The organism is Amphritea sp., assembly GCF_050300915.1.
Lineage (GTDB): Bacteria > Pseudomonadota > Gammaproteobacteria > Pseudomonadales > Balneatricaceae > Amphritea.
Genome location: NZ_JBNKYN010000028.1, coordinates 17,107 through 34,383 on the forward strand (window position 1 = coordinate 17,107; position 17,277 = coordinate 34,383).

Sequence of the window (17,277 nt, forward strand, 5' to 3'; positions counted from 1 at the left end):
CCCTCTGGATAAACAGAGAGGCTTATAGTGCTCCGCAAGCAAAAGGATTAGCGTTAGAGAGCAATAACGTCGAACTGGTCATCCAGTTTGGCGGCTGCTGCTGGGCTGGTGACTACCGCAACACTTGCCAACTCAGGTTTGAAATAGGTTGCACCGACACGTTTCAGGTCTTCCAGGGTTACCTTGAGAATACGCTGTCGGAAACTCTCACGTTGCTCTGGCGTGCGGCCAAACAAGGCACTATGGTAAGCCTGCTTCGCCTCCCCGGCTGGCGAACCGGGTTTATCGATACTGCTCACCACACCAAGAATCGCTTCTTCCAGTTTCTGCGCCTCAAGCTCACTCTCTTGCAGCCAGATCAGCGAGGCATCAAAATCTGCCAGGGTTTCAGTCAGGCGCGGGTCCCGGTAAGAGAAGAAGCGGAATACCGCATCAGCGGAATCCTGACCTGCTCCGCTGCCGTAAGCGCCGCCCTTCTCCCGCACCACCCGATGCAGAAAGCCGTTGCGCAGAAAATCACCCAGTACCGTCAACGCCGCCGCATCGGGATGTTCAACCGCAACCGTTGGATAGGCTTTGGCGCAGAAGTTAACCTGGGTGCTGGTCGTCCAGGCTTGCTTAACACCCTTACGGATCGAAGGCAGGGTAAAGGGTTTAAAACCACTGTCATCAACAGCAGTCTGCCACTGCGCCGCCAGGGTTTCCGCCATCGTCTGCTGATGTTCGGCTTCCGTCACAATCAGAAAACGACGTGGGGCGTGGAGCATCTTCTGATGCAACTGCTCCAGAGATGCGGCCAGCTGTTGAAGATTTTCCTCATCGCGAATGGCTTCATCCAGCGCTTTTATTGCCCGGATGCTTTGCAGACCCCGCTGGTTATGCGCTAGTAGTCCGCCCGGTGATAACTGACTGACCGCCGCCATAATCGCAAGACTGTGGCCCTGCCCGGTGACACTCTGCTCTTTACGGGTACGCTGCTGAGACACCATCTCGCGAATCCGGCTCAGCTCATCAAAACGGACACTGGTAAGGGCTTTATACACCAGTTCCGTCATTTCAGTATTTTTGCTCAGCAGCGCTTTAGCGGAAAGCGTCATATAACCGCTGACTTTTTGCTCGTCCTCAATGTTGCCACGTACCGATGCGTAGGCACTGATACTGCCACACACCTGTGACTGCCATGCCTGGGTATCCTGATAACTCTTGCCGTCACACCCCAGTTCAGTCAGACAGTTGCTATACAGCGGAACCAGTTGTAGTTCTTCCTCGGTCAGCTCTGGCAGATCCATAATCACCTGCTGATACACCAGTCCATTAGTGCCCTGAGGGTAAAAGTGATAAGTAAATCCCCCTAATGATGCTTCAGTCCCCTGCGGAATATGCATCTGCCCAGGGACATCAGCGATCGTGACTTTTGGCAGTAGTGACTCATCATCGATCTGATTTTGCCGGGCTTCAAGCGCCTTTGCCCGGTCGATAACAGCCTGCTTCTGGTTGTCATCAAGGGATTGACGAATTCTTTCCAGTTTCGCCATTTCAGCCGCATCGCGTTTCTCCGCCAGTTTCGAGTCGGGTCTCAGCGTCAGCCTTACCCGGTGCGGGTTATCCAGCAACTCACGTACCATCGACGGAATAAAGTCTGGATGGGTAATCTCTTCGTGCAGCTTAGCCAGCACCGGATCAAGATTGAGCAGAGCAATCGGGTCGCCACGATGGATAGCGGAGGACAGAGACGCCAAAATCAGACTCATGCCGTAGGGATAACCATCACCGCTGATCTCCCGCTGGCTTAGCTCCAACTGGTGCAATGCGGCTTCAAGGTGTTCCTGAGGGACACCGTTTTCAGCCACTTTAGCAAGAGTGTCCAGTACCAGTTGTTCAAACTCAGCGGCTTTCTCCGGCTCACTGCCTTCAATCCCGCACATAAAGCCCATCTCACGGTTGGACTCTTCCAGACCACAGAGCGGCGAAGGCGATGCACCCAGGTCAGTTGATTCAAGGGCATAGCGCAGCGGTGAAGAGCTGTTATCCAGCAATACACGGGACAGCAGATTGGCTTTAAGCTGCTGCTCCAGATCAATGCTCGGGCCGAGCAACCAGGCCAGCACATGATGGGTTTTACCACTGCTGTCCTCATCGTCGAGCGCATAGGCCTCCTCTATCCTGACAGGCGAGAAGTAGCGTTTTTCATCTCCGACAGCGATCTCTTCATCCAGCTTATCAAAACTGGAGAGTGCCTGATCTTCAAACCGTTGCTGTAACTCCCCAACCGGAATATCACCAAACGTCATGAATACAGCGTTGGATGGATGGTAATGGGTTTTATAAAAGTGCAACAGCTGCTCATAGCTGAGATCGGGGATCGCCTCTGGGTCACCACCGGAGTTGTAATGGTAGGTAGTCGATGGAAACAGATGACGGGTCAGGGTCTGCCACAGATAGGAAACCGGCGAACTCATCGCCCCTTTCATCTCGTTGTAAACCACGCCTTTATAGAGCAGCGGACTGTCAGCGTTATCGGCCTCACTGAATTCAATGCGGTGTCCTTCCTGGGCAAAATCCAGCGGATCGAGGCGGGAGAAAAACGCCGCATCCAGATAGACATCCAGCAGATTAAAGTAGTCTTTACGGTTCTGGCTGGCAAAGGGATACGCGGTCCAGTCACTGCTGGTGAATGCGTTCATAAAGGTATTCAGCGACCGCCGGCTCATCATAAAGAACGGGTCACGCACCGGATACTTAGCACTACCACACAACGCGGTGTGCTCTAGAATATGGGCAACACCACAATTGTCTTCCGGCACGGTTCTAAACGCGACCAGGAAGACATTTTCCTGATTATCAGCGGCTATATGATAATGAAGAGCGCCAGTACGGGTATGGACATACTCCTGCATATCAATGCCCAGTGATTCGATGGTTTCCGTGCGCTTGAGTGTAAAAGCCGGGTGACAAGTCATAAGGTTATCCAATGTCTGTGATCTCATATCTAGATATAGCGATCATTGTAACTAAATCAACGTCTTTTGACCCGCTCACAACGAAGAAATGACAGATTACACGCAACTTTGACAGGAACTGAGCTACATTAACTAGCAGGAGGCTTCCGGCAGCCTCAATCTTTCCTCTATTGTCATGTTTTTTTCATCAATATTCTTTAGGTTGATACTGCCGGGAACGTCTACCAAATAGTTGTGTTCTTTGAAAAAAATCCCTATGTTGCACCGCAACAATATAATTGACATTATTGTATGCGGCTAATATAGTGGACAAAATTGCTGCAACGCACAAAGATTGAAACTCTTGCGATCACAGGTGAATAAACATGTACGAAGATATGATGAAAGACGTTAAGGAAAATATGAAGCCCGTTGTTGATATGGCTGAGATCAACAAAAAAGCTGCTGAGAAACTGATTGCCCTGCAGTCTGGTTACGTCTCTGATTTTGTTAACGCGACTATGGCGCAAATGCAGGCTCTGTCTTCTATCAAAGATCCTAAAGAAGCGATCGAGCTTCAGGTTGAATATGTTAAGACGCTTGAAGCTAAACTGAGCAGCGTTGCAGAAGAAGAGATGGCTGCACTTAACTCAGCTAAAGAAGAGTTAACCGCTGTTATTGAAAAAAGTTTTGCCGGCCTGGGCCTGAAAGATATGAACTACTTTGAAGACCTGAGTAAGTTCATGACAGCGGCTACAGCAACCGCTAAAACAGAAAGCAAACCTGCAGCCCCCAAAGCTGCGGCTAAACCAGCCCCTGCAAAGAAAGCCGCAGCCCCCAAAGCCGCTGCGAAGCCCGCCCCTGCTGCGAAGAAACCTGCCGCTGCCGCTCCGGCGAAGAAAGCCGCTGCTCCTGCTGCTAAAAAGCCTGTTGCTGCCGCACCTGCGAAGAAAGCTGCTCCCGTTAAGAAAGCTGAAGCTCCCGCTGCTGCACCCGCTCCAGTCGCTACACCAGCACCGGCTACGCCGAAGGCAGAAGACGCTAAATAAGCAATCTTCACCTAATAAAAAAACGGAGCCTTGGGCTCCGTTTTTTTATATTCCTTTGAAGGCCTGCATGCGAGTTGAGCTTCACAATATCTCAATGATCGCGTTTCAGCTTCAGAGCTTTTCACCCCGGGCCAGTGCCGGCAGTGTGCCTTCCAGCCCCATCGCAAAACGCATCACCTTGTTTTTAGCAGGTGCCACTCGTTCAGCAACGCCCAGGCCAAAGTTTCGCAGCAGTTTCAAAGGTAGCAGGTCATTAGAAAACACCCGGTAGAAGCCATCCATCACTTGCATCATCATCAGATTATGACCCCGTCGCTGCTGTTCATACTGTTGTAGTAACGACAGATCGCTAATCTCAACGCCCTGCCGATGACCTTTGAGAATAACTTCTGCCAGGACTGCCGCATCCAGTAAGCCTATATTCACTCCCTGACCGGCCAGCGGGTTAATCATGTGGGCGGCATCGCCTGCCAGGGCAACGCCCTCTTTGACATACTGCTGGGCGTGCTGGCGGCGCAGCGGAAAAGCACCTCGCTCAAGTAATGAATCAATGCTACCCAGCCGCTCAGGAAACGCTTTGCTCAGCTCATTAATAAACGGTTGGTCATCAAGTTTTAGTAGCCGCCTGACTTCAGATGGGCGGTTATACCACACCAGAGAAGCCCGGTTGCCCGAGAGAGGCAGAAAGGCCAGTGGACCATCAGGCGTGAACTGCTGCCAGGTGATATCCTGCTGCGGCAACTCAGTAACGACAGATGCAACCAGGGCATGCTGATCATAATCCCAGCTATGAACACCGATGCCAGCCGCCATTCTCACCCTTGAACCGCCACCATCGGCGGCGATCATCAGTTTACCGATCAGCTCACGGCCGTTCGCCAGTCGCAGCAGGCTACAGCCGGGAGAGTAGTCGATATCAACGGTTTCTGCGGGACAGATCAGATCAATATTGTCGAACTGACTCAGGTGTTCCAGTAGCGCCAGCTGAATGACTCTATTTTCGACAATATAGCCCAGATGATCGGCACCAATATCATTACTGACAAACTCAGTGGAGGCGCGATTTTCATCACTTTCCCATACTTTCATTCGCCGATAAGGGCAGACTCTGCGGGAGACAATGCCGTCCCAGACCCCCAGGGTTTTGAAGATCTGTTCTGAGGCGATGCTCAGCGCCGATACCCGCAGATCATGTTCTGAACCAGGCTGATATGGCTCGGGATATTGCTGTTCAACCACGGCAATTTTAAGATCGGTATTACCCAGGGCAGCAGCGATGGTCGCTCCCACCATACCACCGCCAACAATTAACAGATCATACCGGTTTTTCATCTTCTCTCCGCTAGCGCTAAACAGCCCATCTCAGGTTGTTGAAATGGCACTGAATTGTACCTTTCAGCCCAGGGCTTCTAAAGTGTTTTTAAGTGCGTTGGCCGGGCAATGGTTATCGATGGGTGCAGTATCAGCTATGCCATCAACAGCTGACAGCAGGTATAAAAAAAGCGCCAGCTGGCGCTTTTTTAACAAATGAAGGCTCAGAGCTCAGTAATACCACCCATATACGGCAGTAAAGCTTCAGGTACTTTTACCTTACCCTCAGCAGTCTGATAGTTTTCCAGAATAGCCACCAGCGTACGCCCTACCGCCAGACCAGAACCGTTCAGCGTATGCACCAGCTCAGGCTTACCGGTTTCCGGGTTACGCCAGCGCGCCATCATCCGGCGAGCCTGGAAATCTTCCATGTTGCTGCAGGAAGAGATTTCACGGTATTTCTGCTGACCCGGCAGCCACACCTCAATATCGTAGGTTTTGGCTGCACTGAAACCCAGATCGCCGCCACACAGGGTAACAACACGGTATGGCAGATTCAGTTTCTGCAGAATTTTCTCGGCATTACCGATCAACTCTTCCAACGCATCCCATGATTTCGAAGGCTCAACAATATGCACCAGTTCAACTTTCTCAAACTGGTGCTGGCGGATCATACCGCGGGTATCGCGGCCATGGCTGCCCGCTTCGCTACGAAAACAGGGAGTATGGGCGACAAACTTCAGCGGCATCTGTTCCGCATCAATGATCTCATCCCGGACGATGTTGGTGACCGGTACTTCAGCAGTCGGAATCAGATAGTAATCCCGTTCACCTGGAACCTTAAACAGGTCCTCTTCAAATTTAGGCAGCTGGCCGGTGCCACGCAATGAGTCTGCGTTCACCAGATAAGGGACATAGGTCTCTTCATAGCCATGCTCGGCGGTATGGGTGTCGAGCATAAACTGAATCAACGCCCGGTGCATACGGGCGATACCACCGCGCAGAACCGCAAAACGGGCTCCGGTAATTTTCGCCGCGGTGGCAAAATCCAGCCCACCGTTCTGCTCGCCGAGATCAACATGATCTTTTGGCTCGAAATCCAGCTGAGCAGGCTCGCCCCATTTCCGAATCTCAATATTGTTGTCTTCGCTCAACCCCGCAGGCACAGACTCATGGGGAATATTTGGCATCCCCATCAGCAGCGCATCCATCTGTTCTTGAACGACTCTCAGCTGCTCTTTGGCGGCATCAAGTTGCTCACCCAGAGTGCTGACTTCAGCCAGCAACGGTTCAATGTTTTCACCGGCCGCTTTCGCTTTACCAATATTTTTGGAGCGGGTGTTACGCTCATTTTGCAAGCGCTCAGACTCAACCTGCACATCACGGCGCTGATTTTCCAGCGCATTAAACTCGTCGACGGGAAACTTATAACCCTTTTTGAGCAGCAGCTGTGCCACTTCGTCCGGGTTAGCACGTATAATTTTAGGATCTAGCATAATGTCAGAAACAACCTTAAAGTCAGAACAGGCGAGTAAACCATAAGCCGCTATACAGGGCGACCAGGCAGAGCACTACGCTCATTAATATGTAAATTGCGGCGGACATTATATGCCCTTCTTGCAGCATGGTCACGGCTTCCAGCGAGAAGGTGGAAAAAGTTGTGAATGCGCCAAGAAAACCCACCATCAGCAACGGTCTTAATTCCGGGCTGATGCGGACCTTCTCCATGATCAGAACAAAACAGATACCCATCAGAAACGAGCCCAGCACGTTACAGAGCATCGTGCCATAGGGTAGCTTATACTGGGCATTACTAACCAGCACCCCACTCACCCAATAGCGCGCCAGAGCTCCGACAGCGCCGCCTGCGGCGACTGAAATCAGGTGTAGCATGGACTAATCCTTATATCGTTGTCTGCTACTGGCCCGGTCCAGCACCTGCAGATGTTCTAGTTTCTCGCCAATGCGAATCTCCAGCCCTCGCGGCTTGGGCTGATAATAGTGCCGGTCGGCAATTTCCGGCGGCAGATAACACTCACCAGCAGCATAGGCATCAGGCTCATCATGAGCATAACGATATTCAGCCCCATATCCAAGATCCTTCATCAGACTGGTCGGCGCATTACGCAGATGTTCTGGCACCTCATAACCCGGATCGGTTTTGACATCAGCCATCGCCTGATTAAACGCTTTGTAAACCGCATTGCTTTTCGGCGCACTGGCACAGTAGATCGCAGCCTGGGCAATCGCCCGGTTTCCCTCAGCAGGCCCCACCCGCTCAAAGGCATCCCAGGCAGACAGGGCAATCTGCATCGCCCGCGGGTCAGCATTACCGATATCTTCTGAAGCGATAGCCACCAGCCGCCTGGCAATATAAAGCGGATCGCAACCACCATCGAGCATCCGGCAATACCAGTACAACGCACCATCCGGTGATGAGCCACGTACTGACTTATGAAAAGCGGAGATCATGTCGTAGAACAGATCCCCCTGCTTATCGTAGCGCCGGGCACTGGACTTCAGCACTTCCTCGATAATCTGCGGCCCGATGGTGTATTGAGTGCCATCAAAATCAGCCAGATCGGCAGCGATTTCGAGCAGATTCAGCCCCCGTCGACCATCCCCATCAGCGGCTGATGCCAGTTGCTGCAACGCTCCGTCAGCAAACACCAGCGGCTGTTGTGGTATACCGCGCTCTTTATCATGCAGGGCACGCAGCAACAATGATTCAATATCACTCTGCTCCAGACTGCGAAGCAGATAGACCCGCGCCCGGGACAACAGCGCATTATTCAGTTCAAATGAGGGGTTTTCAGTGGTGGCGCCAACAAACAGGAACGTTCCATCTTCAATATAGGGTAGAAAGGCATCCTGCTGCGACTTATTAAAACGATGCACCTCATCGACAAACAGGATGGTTTTGCGTCCGGACTGCGCTTTCACCTGTAACGCCTGATCCACTGATGCACGGATATCCTTAACCCCGGAGAGCACCGCAGACAGAATAATAAAATGAGCATCAACCTGATGGGCCAGCAAGCGGGCCAGGGTTGTTTTACCTACGCCGGGCGGTCCCCAGAGAATCATCGAGTGAACAGTACCCTGCTCCAGTGCTTTGCGCAGCGGCTTTCCCGGTGCCAGCAAGTGTTGCTGACCGCAATACTCATCCAGCGATCGGGGGCGCATCCGTGCCGCCAGAGGCTCATATCCTGGCGGTTGCAGATCATCAAACAGGTCCGCCATCAGTTAACCGGCTCCGCTTTGTTCTCGACAATAATATCAGTACCTTCAGGGGGAATAAATGTAAAAGCATCATCTGAATAGTCTGGGTTAAGCTTCTGATTATTAAAAAGTATAGAGGTTCTTTGACCCAGTGAATCTTCCATCTGCAGCTCTTTAATCACACCTGCGGTAAACAGTAAACGGATGCGGGTGAAGACGTCCGCCTCTTTCAGTGGCAGCAGCTCAAACAGCTGATCATCCCCCTTTTCCTGCAACAGCCGGATTGTATAGTGAGTCTGCAGTTCTTCTATCTGACCATTAAGAATCAGGGCAGGAACACCAGCATCGGTTTCAGCTACTTTGCGTTTAGTCGCCTGCTCCAGATCAGGATCATAGATCCACAGGGTTTCACCATCGCTGATCAGTTTTTGCGCAAAGGGTTCAGTCGCGATCCATCTGAATTTATTCGGTTTGGCCAGCAGCAACGTGCCCTTTGAGTTTTCCATGCGCCGCGAATCTTCACTGCCAGAGACCTGATCAAACTCAGCGCTGAAACTGCCAAACTTTGCCAGCAGCTCATTGAGCTTCAGACCGGAATTTTCCTGAATATCAGCCATGGCAGAGAAGCTCAGTGAACATCCCAGCAGTGCGATCGCAGCGATTCTTTTTAATGTCATCATCAATCCTTAGGCGGTGGTGGTGCCAATACTTCACGGGCACCGTTATGGCTGGCGGGCGATACAACTCCCGCTGCTTCCATTGTTTCAATCATCCGCGCGGCGCGGTTATAACCGATTTTAAGTTTACGCTGCACCGAAGAGATCGAGGCTTTGCGAGTTTCGGTGACAAAGGCAACTGCCTCGTCATACAACGCATCCTGCTCATCATCCATATCGCCAGAAAATGCACTGCCGCCCCCTTCAACCACTTCTGAAAGATCCGTGATCAGGTAATCCGGCGCGCCAATCTTCTTCCAGGCTTCAACGACACGATGCACTTCATCATCACTGACAAAAGCACCATGAACCCGGTTTGGCAGACTACTGCCAGCAGGCAGGTAGAGCATATCGCCATTGCCCAGCAGGTGCTCTGCGCCGCTCTGATCAAGCACTGTGCGCGAGTCGATCTTAGAAGACACCTGGAAGCCGATCCGTGTAGGAATGTTAGCCTTAATCAAACCGGTAATAACATCCACAGAGGGGCGCTGAGTGGCGAGAATCAGGTGAATACCGGCCGCCCGTGCTTTCTGTGCAATCCGCGCAATCAGCTCTTCTACCTTTTTACCCACCACCATAATCATATCGGCAAACTCATCGATACAGACGACGATATAGGGCAGTGTCTCCAGATAGGGTGCCGGTGCATCAGAGGGCAACCCCTGCTCTTCCGGGTTCCACAGCGGATCAAGCAACGGAGTACCCCGGTCGCGGGCTTCATTAACCTTGTCGTTATAACCGGCGATGTTTCTGACGCCCATTTTAGACATCAGCTTATAGCGCCGTTCCATCTCGGCGACACACCAGCGCAGACCTCCAGCAGCTTCTTTCATATCGGTAATAACCGGCGCCAGCAGATGTGGAATGCCCTCATAGACCGAGAGCTCAAGCATTTTCGGGTCCACCAGCATCAGCCGCACCTCATCCGGTGTCGCTTTAAACAACAGACTCAGCAGCATCGCGTTGACACCAACAGACTTACCGGAACCGGTGGTACCCGCGACCAACAGGTGAGGCATCTTCGCCAGATTGGCAACCACCGGATTACCAGCGATATCGTTACCCAGCCCCAATGTCAGCTTGGATGATGCTTCTTTATAGGGTTTCGAGTTCAGCACCTCACTCAGGCGTACCATCTGTCGTTCTTCGTTCGGAATCTCGATACCGATCACTGATTTGCCAGCGATTACCTCCACCACCCGCACACTCATCACCGCCATAGAACGCGCCAGATCGCGGGCCAGGTTGGTTATCCGGCTGGCTTTGACGCCGGGAGCGGGTTGCATCTCAAAGCGGGTGATCACCGGACCAGGGTTAACCTCGACAACCTCAGCAACGATGCCGAAATCTTTCAACTTACTTTCAAGCAGACGGGACATCTCTTCCAGCTGATCATCGCTGTAACAGTGCCCCTGTTTCAGCTCGGGTGCATCCAACAGATCCAGCGAGGGAATCTTTCTTCGCGGCTCACGCCGACGAGTCGTTTGAGGGATATGATCCAGCCCCAGTTCACTGTCCTTCATCGGCGTATGCGCCTCTGACAGAGGGACAACCTTAACGCCTTTGCGATCTAAGGACACATATGCCTGATCCAACGGGGAGGAATGTGCAACCTGCGGGTCGGCATATTGTGTAACAAGCGGGATATCATCCAGCTCATCAGCACCTGCTTCATAAGAGTCAGCATAATCAGGCACTGCCAGTGCGGCATAGTCATCCCGGTTATCTGCTGTCAATGTCTCCGGTTGAATGTGTCCCAAAGGCGGGTTAAATACTGGCTCCCGTCTCTCAGACTCTCGCCTTACAGGGGGGTATGGCTGATCCTGTATTGCAGACGGGGCTGCACTGGCAACGGGCTCTGCATCCAGCCGCTCCTCCGCCAGATGCCCTTGCCGGGCAGCGGCCCTGAGCAGATTACGTTTTTCCTCATCCTCTTTAGCATAAGGATTGACCACCGGCTTCTGAGGCTTTTCACGCACCGCAGGCTTTAACTTGGCGCCGAGCGCAAATAGCGCCTGACCCAGCCGCTCTAACAGATGCGACCAGGACAGCTCCAGCATTAAGGTGATACCAAATAGCAGCACCGTCCAGAGCACCACTGAACTGCCGATCAGGCTAAACAGTGATACGGCAAGATCGGATACCGCCTGGCCGACCAGCCCCCCCATACTGAATGGCAGCTGGGTTTCGGCATTGGAGAGATGGGTAGCAGCCAGTGTTGCCAGACAGAGCAATACCAGTATCGCACCAGTCACACGTAACATCATGAAGGGGATGCCGTCCAGCAGCGACACCTGCCGCCGCACCATAAAGCGCAGTGCTGGCACGACTAACATTAACGGCACCAGCCAAGCAGCGACTCCGAAAACTGACAGAATCAGATCGGCCAGCCAGGCACCGACATAGCCGGTAAAATTACGTGCTTCTGGCTGATATCCAAGATGAGACCAGCCGGGGTCACGACTATCATAGCCAAGCAGAGCAAACTGTAGAAAAACAGCAAAACCGATAACGATGATCAGCCCACCCTCTTTCACTACCCGGCCCAGTAGTTCAGAGAAAGAGACAATTTTTGTCTCGCGTGAATCAGCCTTGCCGCGGATTTCTTTGCTACGGGCTTCGTGACTATGTGTTTGACTGCTATGAGACAAGAAAAATATCCTTACATCTATCCATAAAATGAGCTAAAAAATAACATATTTAGCCCCTGCTCCCCAGACACAATCCGGACTTTTATACTCTTTATTCAGCATACGGGCCCGGACTGAGCATAAACTGAACAATAATGCCCATTGCCCTGTAAATTAACGGCGGCAAGATTAACTAAAGAGCGTCTGACCGGCGACAGATTAAAAAATTCAGCGCTGATCCCTGTTTTGTCCGCTCAGCGAAACGGGCATAATAGGCCTCAATACAATGCGTGAACAGACAACGGATCACCAATGAGCGAAATACAACACCATAAATTGATTATTCTGGGCTCAGGCCCTGCTGGATACACTGCTGCAGTATACGCTGCCCGCGCCAATCTTAATCCCATTGTGATTACTGGCATGCAAGCCGGTGGCCAGTTAACTACCACTACTGAGGTCGATAACTGGCCTGGTGATGTTGATGGGGTTCAGGGGCCTGAACTGATGCAGCGCATGCAAGCCCATGCTGAGCGCTTTGATACTCAGATAGTTTTTGACCAGATCAGTGAAACCGATCTGCAAAACCGTCCCTTCCGCCTCAAAGGGGATATGGCTGAATATACCTGTGATGCACTGATTATCTGTACCGGCGCATCTGCGCAGTATATAGGTCTTCCTTCAGAAGAAGCATTCATGGGCAAAGGCGTCAGCGCCTGCGCTACCTGTGATGGGTTCTTTTACCGCGGTCAAAAAGTAGCGGTTATTGGCGGCGGTAACACTGCGGTTGAAGAAGCACTTTATCTGTCAAATATTGCCGCTGAAGTGACGCTGATTCACCGCCGTGATTCACTGCGTTGCGAAAAGATCCTGCAGGATAAGCTCTTTGAACGGGCCGAAAACGGCAACATCAACATCATCTGGAATCATCAGTTGGATGAAGTGCTCGGCGACGCAATGGGTGTCACGGGCATCCGTATAAAAAGCACCGAAGATGATTCAACCCGTGAACTGGAACTACTAGGTGTATTTATTGCCATCGGTCATAAACCAAATACGGACATCTTTGGTGACCAACTGGCATTAAAAGACGGCTATATCAAGATTCAGTCCGGCACGGATGGTAACGCGACACAGACCTCGATTGAGGGTGTTTTTGCGGCCGGTGATGTGGCTGATCATATCTACCGCCAGGCGATCACCTCAGCAGGCTTTGGCTGCATGGCAGCTCTGGATGCAGAACGCTATCTGGATAACCAGGCCTAAGCCGCTTTCTGATGATTCCGTGGCTTGATCCAAAGAGTAACGACTTTCCGCCAATCACCCAGGCACTGGAAGAACCTAATGGTTTACTGGCTGCCGGTGGTGATCTGAGCGGCAATCGACTTATTGAGGCCTATCGGCATGGTATATTCCCCTGGTTTAGTCCGGGTGAACCCATCCTGTGGTGGTCACCAGACCCTCGTTGCACGCTGACTCCAGGGCAGATTCATATCTCCAGAAGCCTGCGTAAAGCGATTCGCAGTACGGAGTTTGAGATCACCTTTGACCGGGCATTCGCTGAGGTTATCGCCGCTTGCGCCGCGCCCAGAAGCTATAGCGATGGAACCTGGATCAGTACGCCGATGCAGAAAGCCTATACACAACTGCATCAGCAGGGCATCGCTCACTCGGTTGAGTTATGGCAAAATGGCAAGCTGACCGGTGGACTCTATGGCATTGCTATGGGACGATTATTTTTCGGTGAATCGATGTTTAGTCGGGCAACCAATACCTCAAAAATTGCATTTGCATTTTTAGCCAGACAACTGGAAAAATGGGGCTATGCTTTAATTGACTGTCAGGTCGAAAACAATCATCTGACCAGTTTAGGAGCAGGTTGTATTTCCCGAGCTGAGTTTAAGCAGTATCTTGATCAGCACCTGGAAGCAGAGCTGAATCATCACTGGCATTTCGATATTGATAAAGAAGACGTGGTAAGAACTGAGTGACAAACCTGAAAACCCTGCATTTTTATGCCACTCCGGAACATGAGTGCAGCTATCTCGACGGATTCGAAGCCAAGACACTGTTTGTTGACCCGCAGGAGGTCATCTCCTTTGACGCATACAGTCAGCTTTCAGATCTTGGTTTTCGTCGTAGCGGTAAACATATCTATCGGCCCTATTGCAGTAACTGCCAGGCTTGCATCTCTGTCAGGGTTAATGGGCGGGAGTTTCTGCCCAGCAAAAGCCAGAAGCGCATCTTTAGCAAAAACAAAGACCTGCAGGTAACCGCGGTTCCTCCTCAATTTACTGACGAATATTACTCACTGTATGCCAGATATATTAACACCCGGCACAGCGATGGTGATATGTACCCTCCCACACCGGATCAGTTCAGCGCCTTCCTGATTGAGGGTGGCCAGAAAGGTTGCTTCTATGAGTTCAGAGATCCGGCAGGCACTCTTCTGGCGCTGGCCGTTACCGATTATCTGACTTCGGGCTTGTCTGCCATCTACACTTTTTTTGACCCGGATGAGGAACGCCGCAGTCTTGGCAGCTTTGCAATTCTCTGGCAGCTTAAAGAGGTTAAACGGCTGGAACTGGAATATCTCTATCTCGGCTACTGGATAAGAGAGTGCCAGAAAATGTCCTACAAAATTGCTTACAACCCCCTTGAAATGCTGCTTCATGGGCAGTGGATCCTGGTTGACTGAGGCACCGCACAGGAGCGCTCGATTGCCCCATCCAGCAGCAACTGCTTACGACAATCCCATTCGATTGAGAGATTAGTTTGCCGTTTTTAGCAAATCTCTTTGATATAGATAATAAAATAAGGCAAAATACTGCGCTGCAAAATGTAGTATTGCAATTAATTAACTTAGGTAGGTAATGAATGTCTAAAGAAGACAGCTTTGAAATGGAAGGCGTTGTGACCGACACACTGCCTAATACAATGTTCCGGGTAGAACTGGAAAACGGTCACGTTGTTACAGCTCACATCTCTGGTAAGATGCGTAAAAACTATATCCGCATCCTGACCGGTGACAAGGTAAAGGTTGAGTTGACACCTTACGACCTGACTAAAGGCCGCATTACCTACCGCGCGCGCTAATAAAAAAACGGCCCCCAGGCCGTTTTTTTATATCTGACAGGTGGTGGCGGTTAAACCGCTACCCCTGCGTGGATCTCGATATCATCATCAGCATTGACCGTAATATCAACATCTCCACCCTCTTCAGCCAGTTCGCCAAAGAGAATCATTTCAGCCAGAGGTTTCTTCAGTTTCTCCTGAATTAAGCGCCTCATTGGCCGCGCGCCCATGGTTGCGTCATAGCCTTTTTCAGCAAACCACTGACGCGCTGCATCATCGACATGCAGAACCACTTTTTTATCGTCCAGTTGCGCCTGAAGCTCGGTCAGGAATTTATCAACTACGCCGGTAATAACTTGCGGCGAGAGTGCTTTAAACTGAATGATGCCATCAAGACGGTTACGGAACTCAGGTGTAAACAGTTTTTTAATTGCCTCCATTCCATCCGTTGTATGATCCTGCTGACTAAAGCCGATAGACGCCCGGGTCATCTGCTCGATTCCCGCGTTGGTTGTCATCACCAGAATTACATTGCGGAAGTCCGCTTTGCGACCATTGTTATCGGTTAGTGTTCCGTTATCCATCACCTGCAACAGCAAGTTAAACACTTCAGGATGCGCCTTCTCAATCTCATCTAACAGCAACACGGCATGAGGGGATTTGGATACCGCCTCGGTCAGTAAGCCACCCTGATCATAACCAACATATCCTGGAGGCGCACCGATCAGCCGGGAAACAGTGTGCCGCTCCATGTACTCAGACATATCAAATCGTATCAGCTCAATTCCCATAATCCGTGCAAGCTGAGTTGTTACCTCTGTTTTACCCACACCGGTGGGACCTGCAAACAGGAATGAACCCACCGGTTTATTGGGTTCATTAAGGCCAGCCCGGGAAAGTTTGATCGCCGCTGCCAGGGTATCAATCGCCTGATCCTGCCCCAGAACCACCATCTTAAGATTACTGTCGAGTTTTTTGAGCTGCTCTTTATCCGAAACAGAGACGCTTTTCGCAGGAATTCGTGCGATCTTCGCAACAACAATCTCAACTTCAGCCACATCAATAACCGATTTGCGATTTTCTGCGGTCATGAGCTGCTGATAAGCCCCAGCCTCATCAATGACATCAATCGCCTTGTCAGGCATATGCTTGTCATTGATATAACGGTCAGCCATCTCTGAGGCAGCTCGTAGCGCGTCATCGGTGTACTTCACATTGTGATGCGCTTCAAAGCGACTCTTCAGCCCCTGCAAAATGCGATAGGTATCTTCAACTGAAGGCTCAAGCACATCCACTTTCTGAAAACGCCGTGCCAATGCCCGGTCTTTCTCGAAAATGCCGCGAAACTCCTGAAAGGTGGTAGAACCGATACAGCGTAGCTGTCCGGAGCTGAGTAACGGCTTCAACAGGTTGGACGCATCCATTGAGCCACCAGAGGCGGCACCCGCACCAATAATGGTATGGATTTCATCGATAAAAAGGATGGCATGATCCTGATCTTTTATCTCATTGAGGAGGCCTTTCAGGCGTTTTTCAAAATCACCCCGATATTTGGTTCCCGCCAGCAGCGCACCCAAATCCAGAGAATACACCACACTCTTAGCGATAACATCCGGTACCTGAGCCTCAACAATCAGCTTCGCCAGCCCTTCGGCGATAGCCGTTTTGCCTACACCTGCTTCACCCACCAGCAGCGGATTATTTTTCCGGCGACGGGAAAGAATCTGCACCACCCGCTCAACCTCGGCATCCCTGCCAACCAGGGGGTCGATACGGCCGGACATCGCCTGCTCGTTAAGATTGACAGCAAAGTTCGCCAGCGGGCTCTTCTCTTTATCCGCTGAACTATCACTGTCCAGCAATCCCTCATCACTGGGACGACTGTCGTTTTCTTCAATGCGCGAGATGCCATGGGAGATATAATTAACTACATCGATGCGTTCAATACCCTGCTGATTGAGCACATAAACAGCCTGACTCTCCTGCTCACTGAAAATAGCCACCAGCACATTAGCGCCGTTAACTTCAGCTTTACCGGAGGACTGTACATGAAACACCGCTCGTTGCAGCACCCGCTGAAACCCCAGGGTTGGCTGAGTTTCAACATCGGGAATGTTCTCAGGCAGGAGAGGCGTTGTATCTTCAATAAACGTACTGAGCAAACTGCGCATCTTCTCCAGATCTACAGCGCACGCATCCAAAACAGCTCGAGCCTCGGTATTATCAAGCAAGGCTAATAACAGGTGCTCTACTGTCATAAACTCATGTCGCTTAGCGCGCGCACTTTTAAAGGCAACGCTCAGCGTATCTTCAAGCTCTTTATTTAACATACTTA

Annotated in this window: 12 protein-coding genes and 2 pseudogenes; 5 read left to right on the forward strand and 9 right to left on the reverse strand. The window is 51.2% G+C overall.

Features of this window, described 5'->3' with window-relative positions; all coding sequences use genetic code 11:
• Window positions 1-53 precede the first annotated feature (53 nt).
• Entirely contained in the window at window positions 54-2,960 is a 2,907-nt protein-coding gene (locus ACQY8X_RS09440) for an insulinase family protein (RefSeq protein WP_428034896.1), read from the reverse strand.
• Between the two features lie 365 nt (window positions 2,961-3,325).
• Here ACQY8X_RS09440 and ACQY8X_RS09445 point away from each other — a divergent pair, with 365 nt between their 5' ends.
• A complete protein-coding gene (locus tag ACQY8X_RS09445) occupies window positions 3,326-3,988 on the forward strand; it encodes a phasin family protein (protein WP_428034897.1) in 663 nt (220 codons plus the stop codon).
• 111 nt (window positions 3,989-4,099) lie between these two features.
• Here ACQY8X_RS09445 and ACQY8X_RS09450 read toward each other — a convergent pair whose 3' ends face one another.
• The 7 genes and pseudogenes from ACQY8X_RS09450 to ACQY8X_RS09480 all read right to left on the reverse strand — a co-directional run.
• A complete protein-coding gene (locus tag ACQY8X_RS09450; RefSeq protein ID WP_428034898.1) occupies window positions 4,100-5,320 on the reverse strand; it encodes a UbiH/UbiF/VisC/COQ6 family ubiquinone biosynthesis hydroxylase in 1,221 nt (406 codons plus the stop codon).
• 203 nt (window positions 5,321-5,523) lie between these two features.
• Window positions 5,524-6,795: a serine--tRNA ligase gene (gene serS, locus ACQY8X_RS09455; RefSeq protein WP_428034899.1), complete on the reverse strand. Its 1,272-nt coding sequence runs from the start codon at window positions 6,793-6,795 to the stop codon at window positions 5,524-5,526.
• 22 nt (window positions 6,796-6,817) lie between these two features.
• Entirely contained in the window at window positions 6,818-7,192 is a 375-nt protein-coding gene (gene crcB, locus ACQY8X_RS09460; protein WP_428034900.1) for a fluoride efflux transporter CrcB, read from the reverse strand.
• A gap of 3 nt (window positions 7,193-7,195) precedes the next feature.
• Window positions 7,196-8,542 carry a replication-associated recombination protein A gene (locus ACQY8X_RS09465; RefSeq protein WP_428034901.1) on the reverse strand — a complete coding sequence of 449 codons (1,347 nt, stop codon included), beginning with the start codon at window positions 8,540-8,542 and terminating at the stop codon, window positions 7,196-7,198.
• Window positions 8,542-9,198, reverse strand: a complete 657-nt coding sequence (gene lolA, locus ACQY8X_RS09470) for an outer membrane lipoprotein chaperone LolA (protein WP_428034902.1) — start codon at window positions 9,196-9,198, stop codon at window positions 8,542-8,544. Before lolA ends, ACQY8X_RS09465 begins: the two co-directional genes overlap by 1 nt.
• 2 nt (window positions 9,199-9,200) lie before the next feature.
• Window positions 9,201-10,691 (reverse strand): annotated as a pseudogene (locus tag ACQY8X_RS09475) (DNA translocase FtsK); the annotation flags it as partial.
• A 624-nt stretch (window positions 10,692-11,315) separates the two neighbouring features.
• A pseudogene (locus ACQY8X_RS09480) lies at window positions 11,316-11,774 on the reverse strand (DNA translocase FtsK 4TM domain-containing protein); the annotation flags it as partial.
• 405 nt (window positions 11,775-12,179) lie between these two features.
• Here ACQY8X_RS09480 and trxB point away from each other — a divergent pair.
• The 4 genes from trxB (at window position 12,180) to infA (ending at window position 14,963) form a co-directional block, all read left to right on the forward strand.
• The gene (trxB, locus tag ACQY8X_RS09485) at window positions 12,180-13,133 is read left to right on the forward strand and encodes a thioredoxin-disulfide reductase (protein ID WP_428034903.1); all 954 of its coding nucleotides are present in this window, start codon (window positions 12,180-12,182) and stop codon (window positions 13,131-13,133) included.
• Window positions 13,134-13,144: 11 nt separating this feature from the next.
• A complete protein-coding gene (gene aat, locus ACQY8X_RS09490) occupies window positions 13,145-13,858 on the forward strand; it encodes a leucyl/phenylalanyl-tRNA--protein transferase (protein ID WP_428034904.1) in 714 nt (237 codons plus the stop codon).
• A complete protein-coding gene (locus tag ACQY8X_RS09495; protein ID WP_428034905.1) occupies window positions 13,855-14,565 on the forward strand; it encodes an arginyltransferase in 711 nt (236 codons plus the stop codon). Before aat ends, ACQY8X_RS09495 begins: the two co-directional genes overlap by 4 nt.
• 179 nt (window positions 14,566-14,744) lie before the next feature.
• Window positions 14,745-14,963 (forward strand): translation initiation factor IF-1, encoded by a 219-nt coding sequence (gene infA / locus ACQY8X_RS09500; RefSeq protein ID WP_091359137.1) that lies wholly within the window; start codon window positions 14,745-14,747, stop codon window positions 14,961-14,963.
• Between the two features lie 50 nt (window positions 14,964-15,013).
• Here the strand turns inward: infA and clpA are convergent, their stop codons facing one another.
• Entirely contained in the window at window positions 15,014-17,272 is a 2,259-nt protein-coding gene (clpA, locus tag ACQY8X_RS09505) for an ATP-dependent Clp protease ATP-binding subunit ClpA (RefSeq protein ID WP_428034906.1), read from the reverse strand.
• Window positions 17,273-17,277 lie beyond the last annotated feature (5 nt).

Bases quoted from the DNA above. Each gene is read 5' to 3' on its own strand.
- ACQY8X_RS09440 (WP_428034896.1), bottom strand. From the start codon at position 2,960: ATGACTTGTCACCCGGCTTTTACACTCAAGCGCACGGAAACCATCGAA.
- ACQY8X_RS09445 (WP_428034897.1), top strand. From the start codon at position 3,326: ATGTACGAAGATATGATGAAAGACGTTAAGGAAAATATGAAGCCCGTT.
- ACQY8X_RS09450 (WP_428034898.1), bottom strand. From the start codon at position 5,320: ATGAAAAACCGGTATGATCTGTTAATTGTTGGCGGTGGTATGGTGGGA.
- serS (WP_428034899.1), bottom strand. From the start codon at position 6,795: ATGCTAGATCCTAAAATTATACGTGCTAACCCGGACGAAGTGGCACAG.
- crcB (WP_428034900.1), bottom strand. From the start codon at position 7,192: ATGCTACACCTGATTTCAGTCGCCGCAGGCGGCGCTGTCGGAGCTCTG.
- ACQY8X_RS09465 (WP_428034901.1), bottom strand. From the start codon at position 8,542: ATGGCGGACCTGTTTGATGATCTGCAACCGCCAGGATATGAGCCTCTG.
- lolA (WP_428034902.1), bottom strand. From the start codon at position 9,198: ATGACATTAAAAAGAATCGCTGCGATCGCACTGCTGGGATGTTCACTG.
- trxB (WP_428034903.1), top strand. From the start codon at position 12,180: ATGAGCGAAATACAACACCATAAATTGATTATTCTGGGCTCAGGCCCT.
- aat (WP_428034904.1), top strand. From the start codon at position 13,145: ATGATTCCGTGGCTTGATCCAAAGAGTAACGACTTTCCGCCAATCACC.
- infA (WP_091359137.1), top strand. From the start codon at position 14,745: ATGTCTAAAGAAGACAGCTTTGAAATGGAAGGCGTTGTGACCGACACA.
- clpA (WP_428034906.1), bottom strand. From the start codon at position 17,272: ATGTTAAATAAAGAGCTTGAAGATACGCTGAGCGTTGCCTTTAAAAGT.